This window comes from Alcaligenes faecalis (assembly GCF_009497775.1).
GTDB lineage: Bacteria > Pseudomonadota > Gammaproteobacteria > Burkholderiales > Burkholderiaceae_B > Alcaligenes > Alcaligenes faecalis_D.
In genome coordinates this window covers 3,629,344-3,646,364 of the sequence record NZ_CP031012.1, presented here as the reverse complement: position 1 = coordinate 3,646,364, position 17,021 = coordinate 3,629,344, and the positions used below count along the sequence as shown (strand labels likewise).

Below are 17,021 nucleotides of genomic sequence, written 5' to 3'. Positions count from 1 at the left end.
GAAGGGATTGCGTAAAGAACCCGGTTTTTATGATTTGTAGTTATTAGCAAATAAAGATGCGTCTCTCCAACAGGTTTAAGCTTCAGTTTTCGCCTGTTTCACGAGATCGTTATGTTTTCCCGTTATTTAGCCCCTGGCCTTCTTGCTCTTTCCGTCTCCTTCTCCGCACAGGCTGCCGAGCAAGCGCTGGAGATTGGCTATTTGCCCATCATGCCTGCCGCTCAATTGTTCGTGGGCTTAGGGTCTGGCGACTTACTGCCAGAGGGACAACCGGACCCCAAGCTGGTCCAGTTTCAAAGCGGTCCAGCGCTGACTCAGGCCTTGATCGCCGGTCAGTTGGACGTTGCCTATGTGGGTATTGGCCCCGCTTTGGTGGCCAAGGCTAAAGAGGCTGACGTCAAAGTTGTTGCCTCCAACATTGTGGAACAGGTTAGCGTGGTCGCTATTGGCGATCTGGCTGCCTATCTGGATGCCGACAAGCCTGATTTTGCAGCGGCTGTAGCCAAGTTCACCCAGGAGAAGGGTCACAAGCCCAAGGTTGCCAGCTACCCCAAAGGCGCTGTGCCTGAGGCTGCTTTGCAGTACTGGCTGCGCAATATGCTGAAAGTAGACCCGGATGTGGTCGAGGTGATCTTCCAGGGCGAAGCGCAGATTCAACAGGCCTTGAGCAATCATGCTGTGGATGCTGCCGCGATTCTGGAACCTACCGTTAGCCAAATTCTGCAACGCCAGCCTGATGCCAAGATCGTGGCACATGGTGGTGAACTGTTCCCCAATGAGCCCGGTTCGGTACTGCTGGTGCGTGAAGGCCTGATCAAATCCAATCCTGATCTGGTTCAGCATCTGGTGAATGCTCACCTGCGTGCCACTGCTCTGCTGCGTGATGAGCCTGCCAAGGCAACGCCTTATGTGCAGAAGTATGTAGGCGGTGGTCGTTTGCCTAAAGACATTGTGCAGGCTGCTATCGAGCGTTCGCACGATCAGTTCCAGCCTGACCCTCGCAAGATTATTGATGGCACGGTTCAGCTGCAGGATTTCCAGGTTTCTTTAGGCACGCTGGCGACCAAGCTGGACGATGTTCAAAGCCTGTTTGACGTTCGCTTTTATGAGAAGGCGGCACCGTAATGAGCGTTGCGAAACAAGCAAGTTTGCCCGCCGCGGCACCTGCACCTGCGGGTACCTTGGTTGATGCCTTGTGGCGTCGTGGTCTGGAGCGGATTGTTTACGGCGTAGCCGGTCTGGCCTTGTTTATCCTGGTGTGGCGCTTGGCTTATGTCTATGGCTGGGCTCCACGCGGTACCTTGCCTGATCCCTTGAGCTTGCCCTCGGCCTTGTTCCAGGAGATTGAGGCTGGTCGTCTCTGGCCCGCTGCTCAGTCCAGTCTGGTGCATTATTTCTGGGGCTTGGGCATCGGCACTTTCCTGGGTATTGCTTTTGGTCTGGCGGCGGCAACTATCCATCGCTTTGATTTGCTGCAAGCGTATTTGGTTCGTTTGCTGCGTCCTATCCCGCCCTTGGCGTGGGTGGTGTTTGCAATTGCCTGGTTCAAGGTTAGCCATACTGGCGCAGCCTTTGTGATTGCTATCGGTGTGTTCTGGCTGAACTACTTTGCCACTTACAGTGCGGTGCGCTCAGTCGATCCCCGCTATTACGAACTGGCAGCGGCTTTTGGGCATAACTCTTATTTCGCTCGCGCCTGGACGGTGGTTCTGCCTGCGATCAGCCCCGGTTTGTTGAGTGGTGTGCGTGCCGGTATAGGTCAGGCCTGGATGACGCTGATTGCGGCTGAATTGCTGGGTGTGCCTGGCATGGGTCAGGAAATGAATGCCGCTGCGGGTGTGGGTGCTTACGATGCGGTTGTGGTCTATATGTTGATCATCTCGGTGGTCTACACCTTGTGCGACATGCTTTTTCTGACTTTCAACAAATGGGTACTCCAGTGGCAGCCTTGATTCAGTTCCAGGGGTTTGGTTTTCGGTACCCCGGTGCGCCTGCACCTGTGATCCGTGATGTGAATCTGGAAGTTCAGGCAGGGCATTTTGTGGCGATTGTGGGTGGTTCAGGCGTAGGCAAGAGCACCTTGTTGCGTGCTGCGGCCGGTTTGAGCCAGCCCAGCTTCGGGCATCTGCGATCCAACCTGCAAGACAGCCCAGGCCGTCGAGCCAATGCTTTTGTGTTTCAGGACAGCCGCCTCTTGCCTTGGCGACGTATTGCTTCCAATGTGGCTTATGGCCTGGAAGGTCTGGGTCTGTCGCGTGAAGAGCGCGATCAGCGTGTGGATGCTGCCTTGAATCAGGTGGGCTTGGCGCATCTGAAAGACCGTTGGCCGCATCAGTTGTCCGGTGGTCAGGTGCAGCGTGTTGGTATTGCTCGTGCCTTGGCCGTGCAGCCCGATTTGCTGTTGATGGACGAACCCTTTTCTGCCGTGGATGCCTTGACCCGTCAGGCTTTGCAGGATGAGCTGGTTCAGGTGTGGCAGCGCAGCTCGGCAGCGGTTCTGTTTGTGACGCACGATATTGATGAGGCTGTCTTTCTGGCCGACACCATTATCGTTCTGGGTGGCAGCCCGGCCGGTGTCAGCGCCCGTATAGAGGTGGATTTACCGCGCCCGCGCGATCGTACAACGCCCCGTTTTGGGGAGTTGGTGAAAGAGGTAGGCCAGGCCTTGTGAGCTCGTTAGCCAATGCAATAAGACATACGGCCCATGCAGTGGGCCGTTTCTTTTGCCTGTTCGTGCCTGAGGGCGATGCATGATGATGCGCTTGTTCAAAATAGTCAGCACTCATGCTCACTTCCGTCTTGCGCGCTTTACACTGCTTGTTCGACGCCTAAGCACATGACAAGGAGAGCACATGAAGCACCCGGTAAATGCGTTCAAGCAGGCTTTGCGGCAGGGCAAGTCCCAGATTGGTTTGTGGCATGGCTTGGCCAGCCCTTATGTAGCGGACCTCTGTGCTGGCCTGGGCTATGACTGGATCTTGCTGGATGGCGAGCATGTCCCCAATACGGTACAGACCTTGCTGGCGCAATTGCAGGCCGTCTCGGCTCATCCCATCACGCCGATTGTGCGTCCCAGCTGGAATGACCCCGTGCAGATCAAGCTGTTGCTGGATATGGGGGCTCAGAATCTTTTAATTCCCATGGTGCAAAACGCGGAACAGGCCAAAGCCGCCGTTGCTGCGACACGTTATCCTCCGCACGGTATTCGCGGGGTGGGTGCAGCCTTGGCGCGTGCTGCTCGCTGGGGAGCGACTACCGACTATGTGGCGCGAGCCAATCAGGAAATGTGCGTGATTTGCCAGGTGGAAACGCGTGAGGCGCTGGAGAACCTGGACGAGATTCTGGCGGTAGAAGGCGTGGACGGTGTTTTCATCGGTCCGGCGGATTTGGCGGCCAGCATGGGGTATTTGACTGAGCCAAGGCATCCAGAGGTCTTGGCCGCGATCGAGGACGCGATTGTGCGTATCAGCAAGGCGGGTAAGGCCCCCGGAATCCTGCAGGCGAATGTTGAGGCAGCGCATCACTATCTGTCCTTGGGCGCCTTGTTTGTGGCCGTAGGCGTGGACGCGGTTTTGTTGCGACAGGCAGCCACGGCCTTGCTCGGCCAGTTCAAGGATGACGTAGTGGTGCCCGTCGCTCAGCCGGGCGCGGCTTATTAAAGGTTGCCGGGCGTTTTTGGGCTAGCGGCCATGTTCCTGCTGTCTTGCAAAGGCCGGGCCCGTTGATCAGGCGATATGACCTTGGCTGTGGCATTGCCAAGGTCCACTTTTTTTAAGTGCCGCTATCGAGCAGAAAGCTCAGCAAGCTTTCTGCACTCGGTTGCAGGTCACTGCGGCGGCGCACACCGATCAGAATTTCTCGCTGGCTCCATTCTTCGTCCAGCTCAATCACGCGCGTATTCGGGATCTGATAAATGCTGGCGCTCTTGCGCGGCAAGATGCCAATACCCATGCCGGCATTAATCAACAAACACATGGCGTCGTAGCCCGACACCTCGGTGCGAATGCGCACGGAGCGGTTGGCTTCCATGGCGATTTTGGTGATCTGGTAATGCAGTTGCGTGCCGGTCAGTAGCGTGATCTGTTCATGCTCCAGCGTTTGCTCGAAGCGGATTTTTTCATGCTGAGCCAGGGGGTGCTTGGTAGGCACCAGCACTACCAGCTTGTCACTGCGAAAAGGATAGGCCTCGATGTCGGCCGCGTAGGGCAGACGGGTAAACACACCCAGGTCCGCTTTACCCTCAGCAAGGGCCCGAATAATGTCCAGGCTGGTCTGTTCTTCCAGTTGCAGGGGGATCGCTGGGTGCAGACGTCCAAACTCGCCCAGAGGTTCGGCCAGAAACTGGGAAATAGCCGATGTATTGGCCAGAATATGCACCAGGCCTTGCTGGCCTTGCGAGAACGCCTGCAGGCGCGTCTCGATCTCTTGCGCACTATTGAGCAATGCACGCGACCGGTACAGCAGCTCCAGGCCCGCTGCCGTCGGACTGACACCTTTGTTCGTACGCAGCAGCAAGGTGGTGTTCAGAGACTGTTCCAGATCTGCAATCCGGCGGCTGACCGCGGCCGCAGCAATATGCTCACGCTCCGCCGCTTGGCTGATCGTGCCTTCTTCCAGTATGCGGACAAACAGTTTGAGGGTCAGCAGGTCCAGTTTCATGCAGGCATCATATCGCTTTTTTTTGCTGATCTGCACATGGGGTGACTGTGGCAGCGTAGAGAATCATCGTCTTACGCCATATGCCCATATGGATGTAGTAGCAGAGGGTGGCATCAGCCTGTATCGAGGATGAATGACTGTTCTTGGCTTGGCATTTGTTTATGAGTCGGTACAACTGCGGTTTTTACGGCAGGCTTTGATGAGGTCTAAACATAAAAAAAGCCCTGCCGACGGCATGTCGGCAGGGCTTTGTACAGCTAGGCCTGTTTGATCAGGCTTATGGCTTGGCACCAGACAGGATGTGGCCAGCGTTAGGAACGCGGGTTTCCAGACCCAGGGTCTTGAGCATTTGGTACACGGTGCAAACAGCAGCGGACAGAACGGGCTTGCCGATCTGGTCTTGAGCGCGCTGGATGGCGGGCAGGGAAGGCATCTGTACGCAAGCGGACAGGATGACTGCGTCCACGCCGTCGTGGTTCAGGCGCTTGACGTGCTCCAGCAGGTTTTCCGGGTTCAGCAGGCCCACTTCCAGGTTGTCCGACACTTCCAGGCTGATGGAGTCTTGAACTTCGATGCCTTCAGCTTCGATGTAGTCAGCCACGCGCTTGGTCAGCGGCTTCATGTAAGGGGTGATGATGGAGACTTTCTTGTAGCCGAATTCTTTCAGCGTATCGACCAGGGCACCGGCCGAGCTCAGCACAGGAATTTCCACGCCGTTTTCTTTAACGGTGTTTTGCAGACGGGCTTGCGAGACACGGTGGTAGCCGTCGCCTTGGGCCATGATGGCAACCAGGCAAGCGTAGGCCATCACGCTCATGCGGGCGTCGCTCAGTTCAACCGCGCAGCGGTCGCTGGCGATGTCCATGGCTTTCAGCTCTTCGGGGTTCACGTGCATCATGCGCATGCGCGAGGAGTGGAAGGTGAAGCGCTCTTCAGGAAACTCGGCGTAACGAGCCTGCAACATGGCAGGAATCTCGGTTTCCATGGTGGTGTTGGAGCTGGGAACGATCTGGCCGATGCGGTAGGTTTTCATAAGAATCTGTCTCTGAAGGTGGTTTTTAGATTGACGCCTTCATTCTAGGACCCGTTTTCTTCCTTGCAAATCAATCATCTGTCAACGTGCCATCGCCAACGGCGATGGCAGAGTGAGCAGGGATCAGGACAGTCCGGATTGCCAGCGCCAGGCGTCGTCACACATTTCCTGGATGCCTTTTTTGGCTTCCCAACCCAGTGTTTCGCGGGCTTTTTGGGTATCGGCCCAGCAAGAGGCGATATCGCCGGGGCGACGAGGGACCAGTTTGTAGGGAATAGGGCGCCCGGAGCTGCGGGTGAAGGCGGCGATCATGTCCAGCACGGAATAGCCCTGGCCGGTTCCCAGATTGACCGTCAGCAGTTCGCTATCTTTGGTGCTCAGGTAGTCCAGTGCGGCAACGTGGCCTTTGGCCAGATCGCAGATATGGATGTAGTCGCGTACGCCCGTACCATCCGGTGTGTCGTAGTCATTACCAAAGACCTGTACATGCTCGCGCTGACCCGCTGCAACCTGGGCGACATAAGGCATCAGGTTATTGGGAACACCTTGGGGTGTTTCGCCAATCAGGCCAGATTCATGGGCGCCGACGGGATTGAAGTAGCGCAGCAAGGCAATCCGCCAGCCAGCCTCGCTTTGATAAAGGTTGCCCAAAGCCTGTTCAAGCACCAGTTTGGTATGGCCGTAGGTATTGGTTGTGGACAGCGGGTGAGTCTCTGGAATGGGTAACTGTTGAGGGTCACCGTAGACGGTCGCGGAGGAGGAAAACACCAGGCTGCGCACATTGGCCTGTTGCATGGCTTGCAACAGGGTCAGCGTGCCGGTGATGTTGTTGTCGTAGTACTTGAGCGGTTGGGCTACTGATTCGCCAACCGCTTTCAAACCGGCAAAATGGATAACCGCTGTAATCGAGTGCTGCTGAAAAATCGTGTCGAGCAAGGCTCGATCCCGGATATCGCCTTCAATGAAAGCAACTTGGGTACCGCTGATTTTCTCAATAGCATCCAGGACACTTTTTTGACTATTGCTCAAGTTGTCCAGAATCAGAACCTGATAACCGTGGGCAATCAACTCTACGCAGGTATGAGAGCCGATAAAGCCGGTACCGCCAGTGACAAGAATGGTGTTGGCCATAGGTCTTTCCAATTAAAAGCAAGTTGAAAAGAAAGAGTTAGTCGATACGTTTCAAGGCAGTTTTGTAGTGACCGCCGCGTTCGGCGTAAACACTGGCGTTCTGGCGCAGCTTGGCAATGTCTTCATCGCTCAGGGTACGCACAGCTTTGGCGGGTGATCCGATGATCAGGCTGCGTTCCGGGAAAACTTTGCCTTCAGTGACCAGTGCACCAGCACCGACCAGGCTATCGCGACCAATGACGGCACCGTTCAGCACGACGGCCTGGATGCCGATCAACGCGCCTTCACCGATGGTACAGCCGTGCAGCATGGCCTGGTGGCCGATGGTGACGTGGTCGCCAATATCCAGGGGATAGCCGGGGTCGGTGTGCAGTACGGCACCTTCTTGTACGTTCGAGCCTACGCCCACGGTAATGGTTTCGTTATCGCCACGGATGACGGCACCAGGCCAGACACTACTGTGTTCTTTCAAGACGACCTTGCCAATCAGGGTGGCCTCTGCGGCAACAAAGCTGCTGTCGTCGATTTGTGGGGCGTGTTGATCTAATTGGTAGACAGGCATGAAAGATCCTTGGGTAATGTGCCGGGCTGCCTATGCCTGAATGAGAAGGGGTAGGCAGCAGGGCAGGTGAGCAGGGAAGTGAATGAGGGGCTTGTGTACAAAAGCCAGTGTGGTCATTGTGACCTCACTGGCTTGATCAGGCTATCAGGACTAGCCAGTGCTTAGATCTGTTCACCAAACAAATCGTACTCACTTGAATCCGTAATACGCACACGCACCATCTGGCCGGGTTCCAGCTTTTGTTCGCTGGTGATGAAGACGTTGCCGTCAATTTCGGGTGCGTCGGCGCTGGAGCGGCCAACGGCATCGCCGTCTTCGTCGATCTCATCAATCAGCACGTCCATTTCGCGGCCCACTTTGGCGGCCAGGCGAGCGCTGGAGATGGCTTGTTGATGTTCCATGAAGCGTTCCCAACGCTCTTGTTTGACTTCGTCAGGGACGATGCCATCGAGCTTGTTGGCGGGGGCGCCTTCCACGGGTGAGTACTGGAAACAGCCGACGCGATCCAGTTGGGCTTCGGTCATCCAGTCCAGCAGGTATTGGAAGTCTTCTTCAGTCTCGCCGGGGAAGCCGACGATGAAGGTGGAGCGGATGGTCAGATCCGGGCAGTCCTGACGCCATTGCTTGATGCGCGACAGGGTGCGATCTTCAAAAGCAGGGCGCTTCATGGCGCGCAGCACGGAAGGGCTGGCGTGCTGGAAGGGAATATCCAGGTACGGCAGTACTTTGCCTTCGGCCATCAGGGGAATGATGTTGTCCACGTGCGGGTAGGGGTAGACGTAATGCAGACGCACCCAGGCACCCAGTTCGGACAGGGCAGCGCTCAAGTCCAGCATGCTGCTCTTGACGGGGCGGCCATTCCAGAAGCCGGTACGCTGGCGGATATCCACGCCGTAGGCGCTGGTGTCCTGCGAGATCACCAACAGCTCTTTGACGCCGGCCTTGACCAGACGCTCGGCCTCGCCCAGTACATCACCGACAGGACGGCTGACGAGCTTGCCGCGCATGGACGGGATAATACAGAAGCTGCAGCTGTGGTTACAGCCTTCGGAAATTTTCAAGTAAGCGTAGTGACGCGGGGTCAGCTTGATGCCTTGTGGGGGCACCAGATCAATATAGGGATTGTGATCCAGCGATGGCGGTGCGGCTTCACGCACGGCGCGCAGTACCTGCTCGTATTGTTGGGGGCCACTGACGGACAGCACCGAGGGGTGCACGTCGCGAATCAGGCCTTCGTCCACACCCATACAGCCGGTGACAATGACGCGGCCGTTCTCAGCCAGTGCCTCGCCGATCGCTTCCAGCGATTCGGCCTTGGCGCTGTCGATAAAGCCACAGGTATTGACCACCACCACATCCGCATTGTCGTAGCTGGGGGTGATCTGATAGCCGTCGGTACGCAGCTGGGTAAGAATTCGTTCGGAATCGACCAGGGCCTTGGGACAACCCAGGCTCACGAATCCGACTTTGGGGGCGCTCATAGAGGGTCCTTCTGGAGCTTGAGGGCTCGAAATTGGGAAATAGGCTTGATTTTACCGTCCCATGCCCGGATGCGTGCGGATCTTGTGCGTTTGAGCCCGGTTTATGCGGCAAATAGTGCTACAGTCGCAGTCATATTTTTCTTTTCTAGCGGTTGTTCTGTGTCCGACACCCATCTTTCCCCCTCTTTGCCCCTGTCCGAAGTCATGCTGCTGAGCGCGCGCAATATTGAAGGCGTGCTGGCAGGCAAGTCCCTGACTGAAAGCCTGGCTGCCACGCCAGCTCCTGCCCGTGCTGCGGTGCAGTCTGTCAGTTTCCATGTGCTGCGCCGTCTGGGCCATGCCCGTCAGATTCGTATCACGCTGGTGCCACGCCAGCCCAGCAATACCTGGCTGGATGCCTTGCTGATGGTGTCGTTGGCCTTGCTGGATACGGCCATGCGTGTGCAAGAGGATGCCAAGGCTTTTGAGGATCGTCCGGATGTGCCGGTCTATGCCGTGCATACGGTAGTGGATCAGGCCGTGCGTGCGGCTGATAGTCAGGCTGCGCTGCGTCTATCTAAGGGGTTGGTGAACGGGGTGCTGCGTCGCTTTACGCGCGAGCGCAAGATGATCCTGTCTCAGGTAGAGAGCCGCCCCGAAGCACGCTGGAACCACCCTGGCTGGTGGGTCAAGGAATTGCGTCGTGCTTACCCGCGTGATTGGGAAGCGCTGTTGCAGGCCGCCAATCGCCCCGGTCCTTTGACCTTGCGCGTGAATCAGCGTCGTTGCTCGGTGGAGCGCTTGCAGGCTGTACTGACGGAAGCCGGTATTGCTTCCAGCAGCCCTGGCACGGGTGCCGTCACCCTGGACAAGGCCATGCCGGTTCAGGCGATTCCTGGTTTTGATCTGGGCTGGTGGTCGGTGCAGGACTGGTCGGCTCAGCAGGCTGGTCTGCTCTTGCCGGTCAAGGATGGTATGCGCGTGCTGGATGCGTGCGCGGCTCCCGGTGGCAAGACGGCGCATTTGCTGGAACAGGCGGATGTTTCCTTGCTGGCCCTGGACTCGGACGGCGAGCGTCTGGAGCGTGTGGGCCACAACCTGCGTCGTCTGGGTTTGGCCAGCGACAAGGTTCAATTAAAACGAGGTGATGCGGCGCGTACTGCCCAATGGTGGGATGGTCAGCCCTTTGATGCCATCCTGGCGGATGTGCCTTGTACCGCCTCGGGCATTGTGCGTCGTCACCCCGATATTCGCTGGTTGCGCCGTGAGTCGGACATTGCCGATACCGCGCGTTTGCAAAGCTCTATACTGGATGCCTTGTGGTCCACATTGCGGCCCGGCGGGCATTTCCTGTATTCGACCTGCTCGATTTTCCCGGCTGAAGGGGAACAACAGGTTGAGGCGTTTTTGGCCCGTCACCCCGAGGCGCAGCTTTTGGACTCTCCTGGCCAGATTTTGCCCGGCGTTGCGGGACGATCGCTGGCAGATGGCGACGGTTTTTTCTACGCCTTATTTACGCGCCCGGTTTGACTTGTCACAATTAGGGCTCTGACTTTGTCCTTTTTGCGGTTAATCACGATGTGGCGCGTTTTTCTGTCTTTTCTGCTGATTTTCAACTGCGCGCTAAGCTCGGCCAATACCATTGTGCCGGTCGCTACGTCGGGAGAGCGGGTCGTCAAGGTCGAGCCCCATATTCGGGACGAAAAACTGTATATCGACGCGGATGTCGAGTTCGAGTTAAGTCCGGAATTGCGCACTGCTGCCGAGAAAGGGGTACCGCTGTATTTCACGGTTGAAGTGGAGTTGGCGCAGCCCCGCTGGTATTGGTTTGATAAAAACGTTGTTAAAGAACAACAAACCTGGCGGGTTGTGTACAACGCCCTGACCCGTCAGTGGCGCGTGGGCACGGGTGACCTGTCTTTACCCGAATCCTCCATGAATGACGCATTGGCCATGCTGCGGCATATCCGCGGCTGGGCCGTGGCGTATGTGGCTGATCTGGACCGCGACCAGGAATACCAGGGTCGTGTGCGTCTGCGCCTGGATACCTCTTTGCTGGCCCGTCCGTTTCAAGTGGACGCCATCAATAGTTCTGCCTGGACACTGGCTACTCCATGGAAAACCTTTTCCTTTTCCGTCTCCGTCGACGAGCCCCAACCTTGATACGTTGGATCTTGCGCACCGCTCTGTTCGGAGCGGGTGTCAGCGCGTTGGCGCTGTTTTCTCTTCTTGTCTGGTCTACGGGCAACGCCTCGCGCTACGCGCAGCAGTATGACTTGCTGCTGGTGCTCAATGGCGTATTGGCCGCTACGCTGATTTCCTGGGTGCTGTTGCTGACGATTCGTCTGTTCAGACAAATACGCCGGCGTCAGTTTGGTGCCCGCATGACGGCGCGCTTTGCCTTTTACTTCACCCTGATCGGCATTATTCCGGGGGCGCTGATTTATCTGCTCTCGGTGCAGTTCATGTCGCGCTCGATCGAGTCCTGGTTCAACGTGCGGGTGGATACGGCTCTGGAGTCGGGCTTGAGCCTGGGCCGCGCCGCCCTGGATTCGCAGTTGAATGAATTGGAAGGTCGTGCCAATGAAATGGTGTCGGCACTGAACAAGGCGGACAGCGCGCAGTACAGCAGCTTGCTGATCTCCTTGCGTGAAAACAGCGGGGTGACGGAGGCAATGGTGTTTTCGGGCAATGGTCGTCTGATTGCCTTTTCCTCGGGCCGCTACGACACGTTGCTGCCTGATATGCCGCCCTCCAGCGTGATGAATCAGCTGCGTATTGCAGGCCGCTATTCGGCTGCCGAAGTGGATGATGATGCGCCTGTTCACGACAACGGCCTGGACGAAGGCGGGGTTCCCGCAGAGTCCACAGGTTTGCGTCTGCGTACGGTTCTACCATTGGCCGATCCCAATCGCTTTGCAGCAACCTTGAGTGGTACGGCAGACTCGCGCTGGTTGCAGGTTATTCAGCCTGTGCCGGACAAGATTGCACGCAATGCCAACCAGGTGCAGCAAGGTTTTCGGGACTATCAGGAACTGGCCTTGTCTCGTCAGGGCTTGCGCAAGCTTTACGGTATTACGCTGACGCTGGCCTTGATTCTGGCGGTGTTTACGGCTGTGGCCGCTGCCCTGGCTTTGTCTCGTCGCCTGACGCGTCCTTTGCTGACCTTGGCTGCCGGGACGCAAGCGGTAGGGGTAGGGGATTACCGGGCTTTGCCTGAGCCGCCCGCCAAGGATGAAGTTGGCCAGTTGACGCGCTCTTTCAATGCCATGACCCGACAGCTGGATGAAGCGCGCCGCATGGTCGAGAAAAATCGTCTGCAGCTGGAACGCTCCAATATGTACCTGGAGTCGGTGCTCAGCAACTTGTCCAGTGGTGTGCTGGCTTTTGATGAGATGTTCCGCGTCACCATGTTCAACCAGGGGGCGCAGCGTATCTTGCAGGTGGATTTGCGCTCGATTAAAGGTCGCCCGCTGGAAACGCTGGAAGGGGCCATGACCTTTGCCTCGGTGATACGGGAAGCCTTTTCCACGCATCAGGCCATGGGCTCGGATCACCCTTATTGGCAGCAGCAGTTTGAATTGGAAATGCAAGAAGGTAATGAAGCGCGTGATACTATCGTCACCGTTTTGGCCCGTGGTACCTTGCTGCGTGTAGATGGTCAGCCAACCGGCTATCTGGTGGTGTTTGACGATATTACCGACGTAATTTCCGCCAGCCGTCTGGTGGCCTGGAGCGAAGTGGCTCGACGCCTGGCACACGAGATCAAGAACCCCCTGACGCCTATTCAGTTGTCGGCCGAACGTCTGGCCATGAAACTGGAGTCGCAGCTGGATGAAGTCCATGCTGCCATGTTGCTGCGCTATACCAATACCATCGTCAATCAGGTCAGTTCGCTGAAAAAGATGGTGGAAGATTTCCGCGAGTATGCCCGTAAGCCCGCTACTCAGATGCAAGCTCTGAATCTGAACGAGCTGATTACCGAAGTGCTGACTTTATATGGTTGGGACCCGGAAGAAGGCATGGTCCGGGACGATGGTTACAGTGTGGCGATTGATGTGGAGCTGGACCCTGATTTGCCCATGGTGCAAGGGGACCCCACGCAGCTGCGTCAGGTTATCCATAATCTGTTGGCCAATGCTCGTGAAGCGGCTGCCCAGGATCAATCACTTGACCAGGCGCATGTATTTGTTAAAACCATGATTGCGGGCGTAGAAGGTTCCGACTCTTGTGCCGTCAGTTTTGTGGTGTCAGATAACGGGCCTGGTTTTGATCCCCAGATGTTGGTGCGTGTTTTTGAACCGTATGTCACCACCAAGCCCACCGGCACGGGTCTGGGACTTGCTATAGTTAAGAAAATCATCGAGGAGCACGGCGGCAGAATCGATGTTTCCAATCGTCGTGAGGGGGGGGCTCGCATTTCCATCCTCTTTACCCGGCTTGCTGGCCAGCATATTCGTCTGGACTCTGGGCGGCGAGCAAACGATAATGCGTAAAAATCACGTAGGTGACGTTTTATGGCCAGAATTCTGGTAGTTGATGACGAAATCGGCATTCGGGAACTTTTGTCGGAAATTCTTTACGACGAAGGGCACACCGTGCAATTGGCAGAGAATGCCGCCCAGGCTCGCGAGGCACGCTTGCGGGGCCGCCCCGATCTGGTCTTGCTGGATATCTGGATGCCAGACACTGACGGTGTCAGCCTGCTCAAAGAGTGGGCCTCCCAAGGCTTGCTGGATATGCCTGTGGTCATGATGAGTGGCCACGCCACGGTGGATACCGCGGTGGAAGCAACCCGTATTGGTGCGGTGGACTTCCTGGAAAAACCCATCACCATGCAGCGCCTGCTCAAGACTGTAGCCTCGGGTCTGGAGCGTACCGTTGCACCCAAGGCGCTGGCAGCCGCTGCCCGCCCGGTGGTTCAAGGGGGTGATCGCCGCCCTGAAACAGCCACCATGGCTCCCGGTATGGCACCTGCCATGGCCGCCCCTGAAGTCGAGCAGGATGAATCCCAGCTAGGCAGCATTTCTCTGGATCTGCCTTTGCGTGAAGCGCGTGACGAGTTCGAGCGCATTTATTTTGAATATCATCTGCGCCGCGAAAATCACAGCATGACGCGTGTGTCGGAGCGTACCGGTCTGGAACGCACCCACTTGTATCGCAAGCTCAAGCAGTTGGGTATAGACTCGTCGCGCAAGCGTAACCAGTCTTGATACAGTAGTTACCAAATGCATGGCCAGTCAACGTCTGGCCAGCCCTGAGACTGCAGGTAAAAGCAGCTCAGGGACTCCGGATCGAGGCGGCCTTTTCAGGCCGCCTTGCCGTTTAGAGAGCGGCGACGGATGCCACAGGCAGTGCCTGCAATTTGTTCACGGTATCCAGACACGTACGGGCCGCTTCCTGGCCCTTGATCACAAAGTGACGGTGGAAGTAATCGTGGTGCTCTTTGCCATCATGGAAATGGTGCGGAGTCAGCACGACTGAAAACACGGGCACGTTGGTGCTGAGCTGGACTTGCATCAAGCCTTGAATCACTGCGGTAGCCACAAAGTCGTGGCGATAGATGCCGCCATCCACGACCAGACCAGCCGCCACAACAGCGGCATATTGACCCGATTGGGCCAGGCGTTGTGCATGTAGCGGGATTTCAAAGGCGCCGCCCACTTCAAAGAAGTCGATCAGGCTGCTGTCGTGGCCCATGGCTTTGACTTCGTCGATAAAACCCAGGCGGGCCTGATCCACAATGTCCTTGTGCCAGCAAGCTTGAATAAAGGCGATACGGGGAGCCAGAAGATTGGCTGGGGTAATACTGTTCATCTTGATTTCCTGTTTTATGACAACAAAAACAGGGCATGCAGGAAGCAGGATAGCTCAAGCCCATAGCAGGATGACTCCTGTACAGGTACATGAGGATATCCCGTTCTCTCTTTATCCGGACTATACCGTCGGCCCCGGAATCACACCGGGTCTGCTGTCCCTGACCACAGGTCAGGCGCTCGCGGGCTAGGCTAGTGCCATTACCGCCGGTGGGGACTTGCACCCCGCCCTGAGAACGTAAGTTGGCCGGGGAGGCCAACTGGACGAGTTTACCGCTAAACCGTTTTTTTGTCAGAGGCGGGCGCAGTCAGTGGTAGCAGGAGTCTCAGGGTGCAGGGCATGTCGGGCAGGAACAGAGCCTGACCACCGTGGTGCAGCAAAATCTGACGCACGATCGTCAGCCCCAGACCGGCTCCCTTGCTGGCACTGTCCTGCTTGTGAAAGCGCTCAAAGGCCAGATGCGCTGTGTGCTCATCCAGGGCCGCACCTTGATCGCTGATGTCGATCGCGCATTGATCGGGCTGGGGATTATGTAGATGCAAGCTGACCGTACCTTGGCCATGCGTCAGGGCATTGTCCAGTGCATTGGCAATGGCCTCGGCCAGATCGGCCTCGCAGGCTTGGACGATAGCTTGCGAACTATCATCTTGAAACTGGATCTCCCGATTGGCTTGCTCGAAAAGCGGCCATAAGTCTCCCATCACACGACGGCACAAGGGCGCCAGAGCGGTTTGGTCTGTGAGTTCCGTAGCCTGTTCTTGCTTGCGGGCCAGACTGAGCCATTGGCTGACCAGCCGCTGCAAGTGGGCAATATCCTCGCGCAGCAAATCCCAGTCCTGGTCGCTATGGTGTTCAGTCGTTTGCAGACGCAAGGACATCACCGCCAGGGGAGTACGCAGTTGATGAGCCGCATCTGCAACCAGCTGCTGCTCATGCTTGTAAGCCTGCATCAGACGGTCCAGACTTTGATTGACGGCCTGTGCCAAGGGGCGAATTTCTTTGGGCAGTTCGGTGACAGGCAAGCGCAGCTCAGGTTGAGCAGGGCCCAGCGTCGCAGCCAGATTTGCGGCTTGTCGTACTGGACGCAGAGTCCAATGGATAAGCCAGGCGATCAGCAACAGACCCACCGCACAGACTGGTAGCCACAGTAGCAAAGACCGCCACATGCGGGTTTGCAGCAAGGCCCCGATCAGCTCACGTTCGCGCTGGTCCCGTTTGGCGACCATCAGGATTTCGCCACTGGGCAGCGTGACCGACACCGACACCACATAACCGCTGCGATGCTTCAGTCTGAACAAGGCCAGCTCGTCCTCGGGCTGGGCTGGGCGCAGGCGTCGCGGGCTTTCCAGATTGGATGAGGCCTGTAGCAACTCGCCTTGGGCGCTGTACAGTGAATAGGACATTTCCCCACCGGCGTACTGACGCGGCAAGCTATCCAATGATTCCGTGGGTGTGAAGTCGCGGGCAATTTCCTCGGCCTGCAAAAACAGGCTGATGCGACGTAGCTCGTCGCGCGTATCGAACAAGGACAGGGCCAGCGCGCAAAAGCCCAAGGCCAGCATCAGCAAGAGGCTGATCAGCAATCGCCTGCGCAGGCTGAAGGCGCGCTTGCTCACAGGGCACGCAATCGGTAGCCCACACCGCGCACCGTGTCGATGCAAACCAAAGCATTTTGCTCGCGCAGCTTGCGGCGCAGTTTGGAGATCAGCGCTTCGATGGCATTCAGGCTGATATCGGTCTGGCTTTGATACAGCTGCTCCAGTAAATAATCCTTGATCAGCAAACGGGGGCTGGCCTGCATCAATTCCTGCAGAAGCACGCTTTCCCGCCGTGGCAGCATCAAGGCCTGGTCATTGACCCAGGCTTGTCGCACCTCCGGCTCGAATCGCAGATTGGCGATCACCAATTGCTGGTAACGGTGGGGTGCAGCCCGCCGCAAGATCGCGCTAAGACGCGCCTCCAACTCAACCAGATCAAAGGGCTTGAGCAGATAGTCATCTGCACCGCCACGCAGTCCCTGAATACGATTGTGAACCGCATCGCGTGCGCTCAGGATCAGGCAGGGCAGACGCTGGCTGCGGTCCGGGCGATGCAACTGCGCCAGGATTTCCATGCCGTCCATATCGGGCAAGCCCAGATCCAGAATCAGGGCATCAAAGCTGTGCTCTTGCAGCAGGGCAAGACCAATCCGCCCCGTGGTAGCGGTGCGGATTGCGTATCCCTGCCCTTGCAGATGACTTGCCAACAGGCTCAGCAAAGGCCGGTGGTCTTCAATAATCAGAATGTTTTTCATCAGACTACGGTCAGGAACCGGCCTCATGATAGGAGCAAATGAAAATGAGTTTGGTTCGTATTATAG

At 57.0% G+C, this 17,021-nt stretch carries 16 protein-coding genes and 1 riboswitch; of the genes, 8 read left to right on the top strand and 8 right to left on the bottom strand.

The genetic code is table 11. The annotated features are described in order from the left end of the window. Positions 1-111: 111 nt before the first annotated feature. From DUD43_RS16795 to hpaI, 4 genes are all read left to right on the top strand, one after another. On the top strand, positions 112-1,125 hold the full coding sequence (locus DUD43_RS16795) for an ABC transporter substrate-binding protein (RefSeq protein ID WP_153231174.1): 1,014 nt from the start codon (positions 112-114) through the stop codon (positions 1,123-1,125). Then, complete coding sequence (locus DUD43_RS16790) at positions 1,125-1,952, top strand: ABC transporter permease (protein ID WP_228125829.1); 828 nt, start codon at positions 1,125-1,127, stop codon at positions 1,950-1,952. The genes DUD43_RS16795 and DUD43_RS16790 overlap by 1 nt, the downstream gene beginning before the upstream one ends. After that, positions 1,940-2,671: an ABC transporter ATP-binding protein gene (locus tag DUD43_RS16785; protein ID WP_153231173.1), complete on the top strand. Its 732-nt coding sequence runs from the start codon at positions 1,940-1,942 to the stop codon at positions 2,669-2,671. The genes DUD43_RS16790 and DUD43_RS16785 overlap by 13 nt, the downstream gene beginning before the upstream one ends. Positions 2,672-2,852: 181 nt before the next feature. Beyond that, complete coding sequence (gene hpaI / locus DUD43_RS16780; RefSeq protein WP_153231172.1) at positions 2,853-3,659, top strand: 4-hydroxy-2-oxoheptanedioate aldolase; 807 nt, start codon at positions 2,853-2,855, stop codon at positions 3,657-3,659. Positions 3,660-3,771: 112 nt separating this feature from the next. Here the strand turns inward: hpaI and DUD43_RS16775 are convergent, their stop codons facing one another. From DUD43_RS16775 to rimO, 5 genes are all read right to left on the bottom strand, one after another. Further along, positions 3,772-4,659 (bottom strand): LysR substrate-binding domain-containing protein, encoded by an 888-nt coding sequence (locus DUD43_RS16775; protein WP_153231171.1) that lies wholly within the window; start codon positions 4,657-4,659, stop codon positions 3,772-3,774. A 277-nt stretch (positions 4,660-4,936) separates the two neighbouring features. Next, entirely contained in the window at positions 4,937-5,692 is a 756-nt protein-coding gene (locus DUD43_RS16770; protein ID WP_153231170.1) for an aspartate/glutamate racemase family protein, read from the bottom strand. A gap of 123 nt (positions 5,693-5,815) precedes the next feature. Further along, positions 5,816-6,823 (bottom strand): UDP-glucose 4-epimerase GalE, encoded by a 1,008-nt coding sequence (galE, locus tag DUD43_RS16765; protein ID WP_153231169.1) that lies wholly within the window; start codon positions 6,821-6,823, stop codon positions 5,816-5,818. A 37-nt stretch (positions 6,824-6,860) separates the two neighbouring features. After that, a complete protein-coding gene (locus DUD43_RS16760; RefSeq protein WP_060185357.1) occupies positions 6,861-7,385 on the bottom strand; it encodes a gamma carbonic anhydrase family protein in 525 nt (174 codons plus the stop codon). A gap of 161 nt (positions 7,386-7,546) precedes the next feature. After that, the gene (rimO, locus tag DUD43_RS16755) at positions 7,547-8,866 is read right to left on the bottom strand and encodes a 30S ribosomal protein S12 methylthiotransferase RimO (RefSeq protein ID WP_035270249.1); all 1,320 of its coding nucleotides are present in this window, start codon (positions 8,864-8,866) and stop codon (positions 7,547-7,549) included. Positions 8,867-9,070: 204 nt separating this feature from the next. On the opposite strand from rimO, the gene rsmB reads away from it, so the two are divergent. The 4 genes from rsmB to DUD43_RS16735 are packed head-to-tail and all read left to right on the top strand — an operon-like array spanning position 9,071 to position 14,058. Beyond that, positions 9,071-10,375 carry a 16S rRNA (cytosine(967)-C(5))-methyltransferase RsmB gene (gene rsmB, locus DUD43_RS16750; protein ID WP_052159317.1) on the top strand — a complete coding sequence of 435 codons (1,305 nt, stop codon included), beginning with the start codon at positions 9,071-9,073 and terminating at the stop codon, positions 10,373-10,375. Positions 10,376-10,423: 48 nt separating this feature from the next. After that, the gene (locus DUD43_RS16745; RefSeq protein WP_042486797.1) at positions 10,424-11,008 is read left to right on the top strand and encodes a DUF4390 domain-containing protein; all 585 of its coding nucleotides are present in this window, start codon (positions 10,424-10,426) and stop codon (positions 11,006-11,008) included. Then, positions 11,008-13,341, top strand: coding sequence for a sensor histidine kinase (locus DUD43_RS16740; protein ID WP_194273524.1), 2,334 nt, complete (start codon positions 11,008-11,010; stop codon positions 13,339-13,341). Before DUD43_RS16745 ends, DUD43_RS16740 begins: the two co-directional genes overlap by 1 nt. Before the next feature lie 21 nt (positions 13,342-13,362). Then, positions 13,363-14,058, top strand: coding sequence for a response regulator (locus tag DUD43_RS16735; protein ID WP_153231167.1), 696 nt, complete (start codon positions 13,363-13,365; stop codon positions 14,056-14,058). A 112-nt stretch (positions 14,059-14,170) separates the two neighbouring features. Here the strand turns inward: DUD43_RS16735 and DUD43_RS16730 are convergent, their stop codons facing one another. From DUD43_RS16730 to DUD43_RS16720, 3 genes are all read right to left on the bottom strand, one after another. After that, a complete protein-coding gene (locus tag DUD43_RS16730; protein WP_153231166.1) occupies positions 14,171-14,662 on the bottom strand; it encodes a 6,7-dimethyl-8-ribityllumazine synthase in 492 nt (163 codons plus the stop codon). A gap of 98 nt (positions 14,663-14,760) precedes the next feature. Beyond that, a riboswitch (FMN riboswitch) is annotated at positions 14,761-14,903 on the bottom strand. Positions 14,904-14,937: 34 nt separating this feature from the next. After that, positions 14,938-16,278 (bottom strand): HAMP domain-containing sensor histidine kinase, encoded by a 1,341-nt coding sequence (locus tag DUD43_RS16725; protein ID WP_153231165.1) that lies wholly within the window; start codon positions 16,276-16,278, stop codon positions 14,938-14,940. After that, complete coding sequence (locus DUD43_RS16720) at positions 16,275-16,955, bottom strand: response regulator transcription factor (protein WP_153231164.1); 681 nt, start codon at positions 16,953-16,955, stop codon at positions 16,275-16,277. The genes DUD43_RS16725 and DUD43_RS16720 overlap by 4 nt, the downstream gene beginning before the upstream one ends. Positions 16,956-17,021 lie beyond the last annotated feature (66 nt).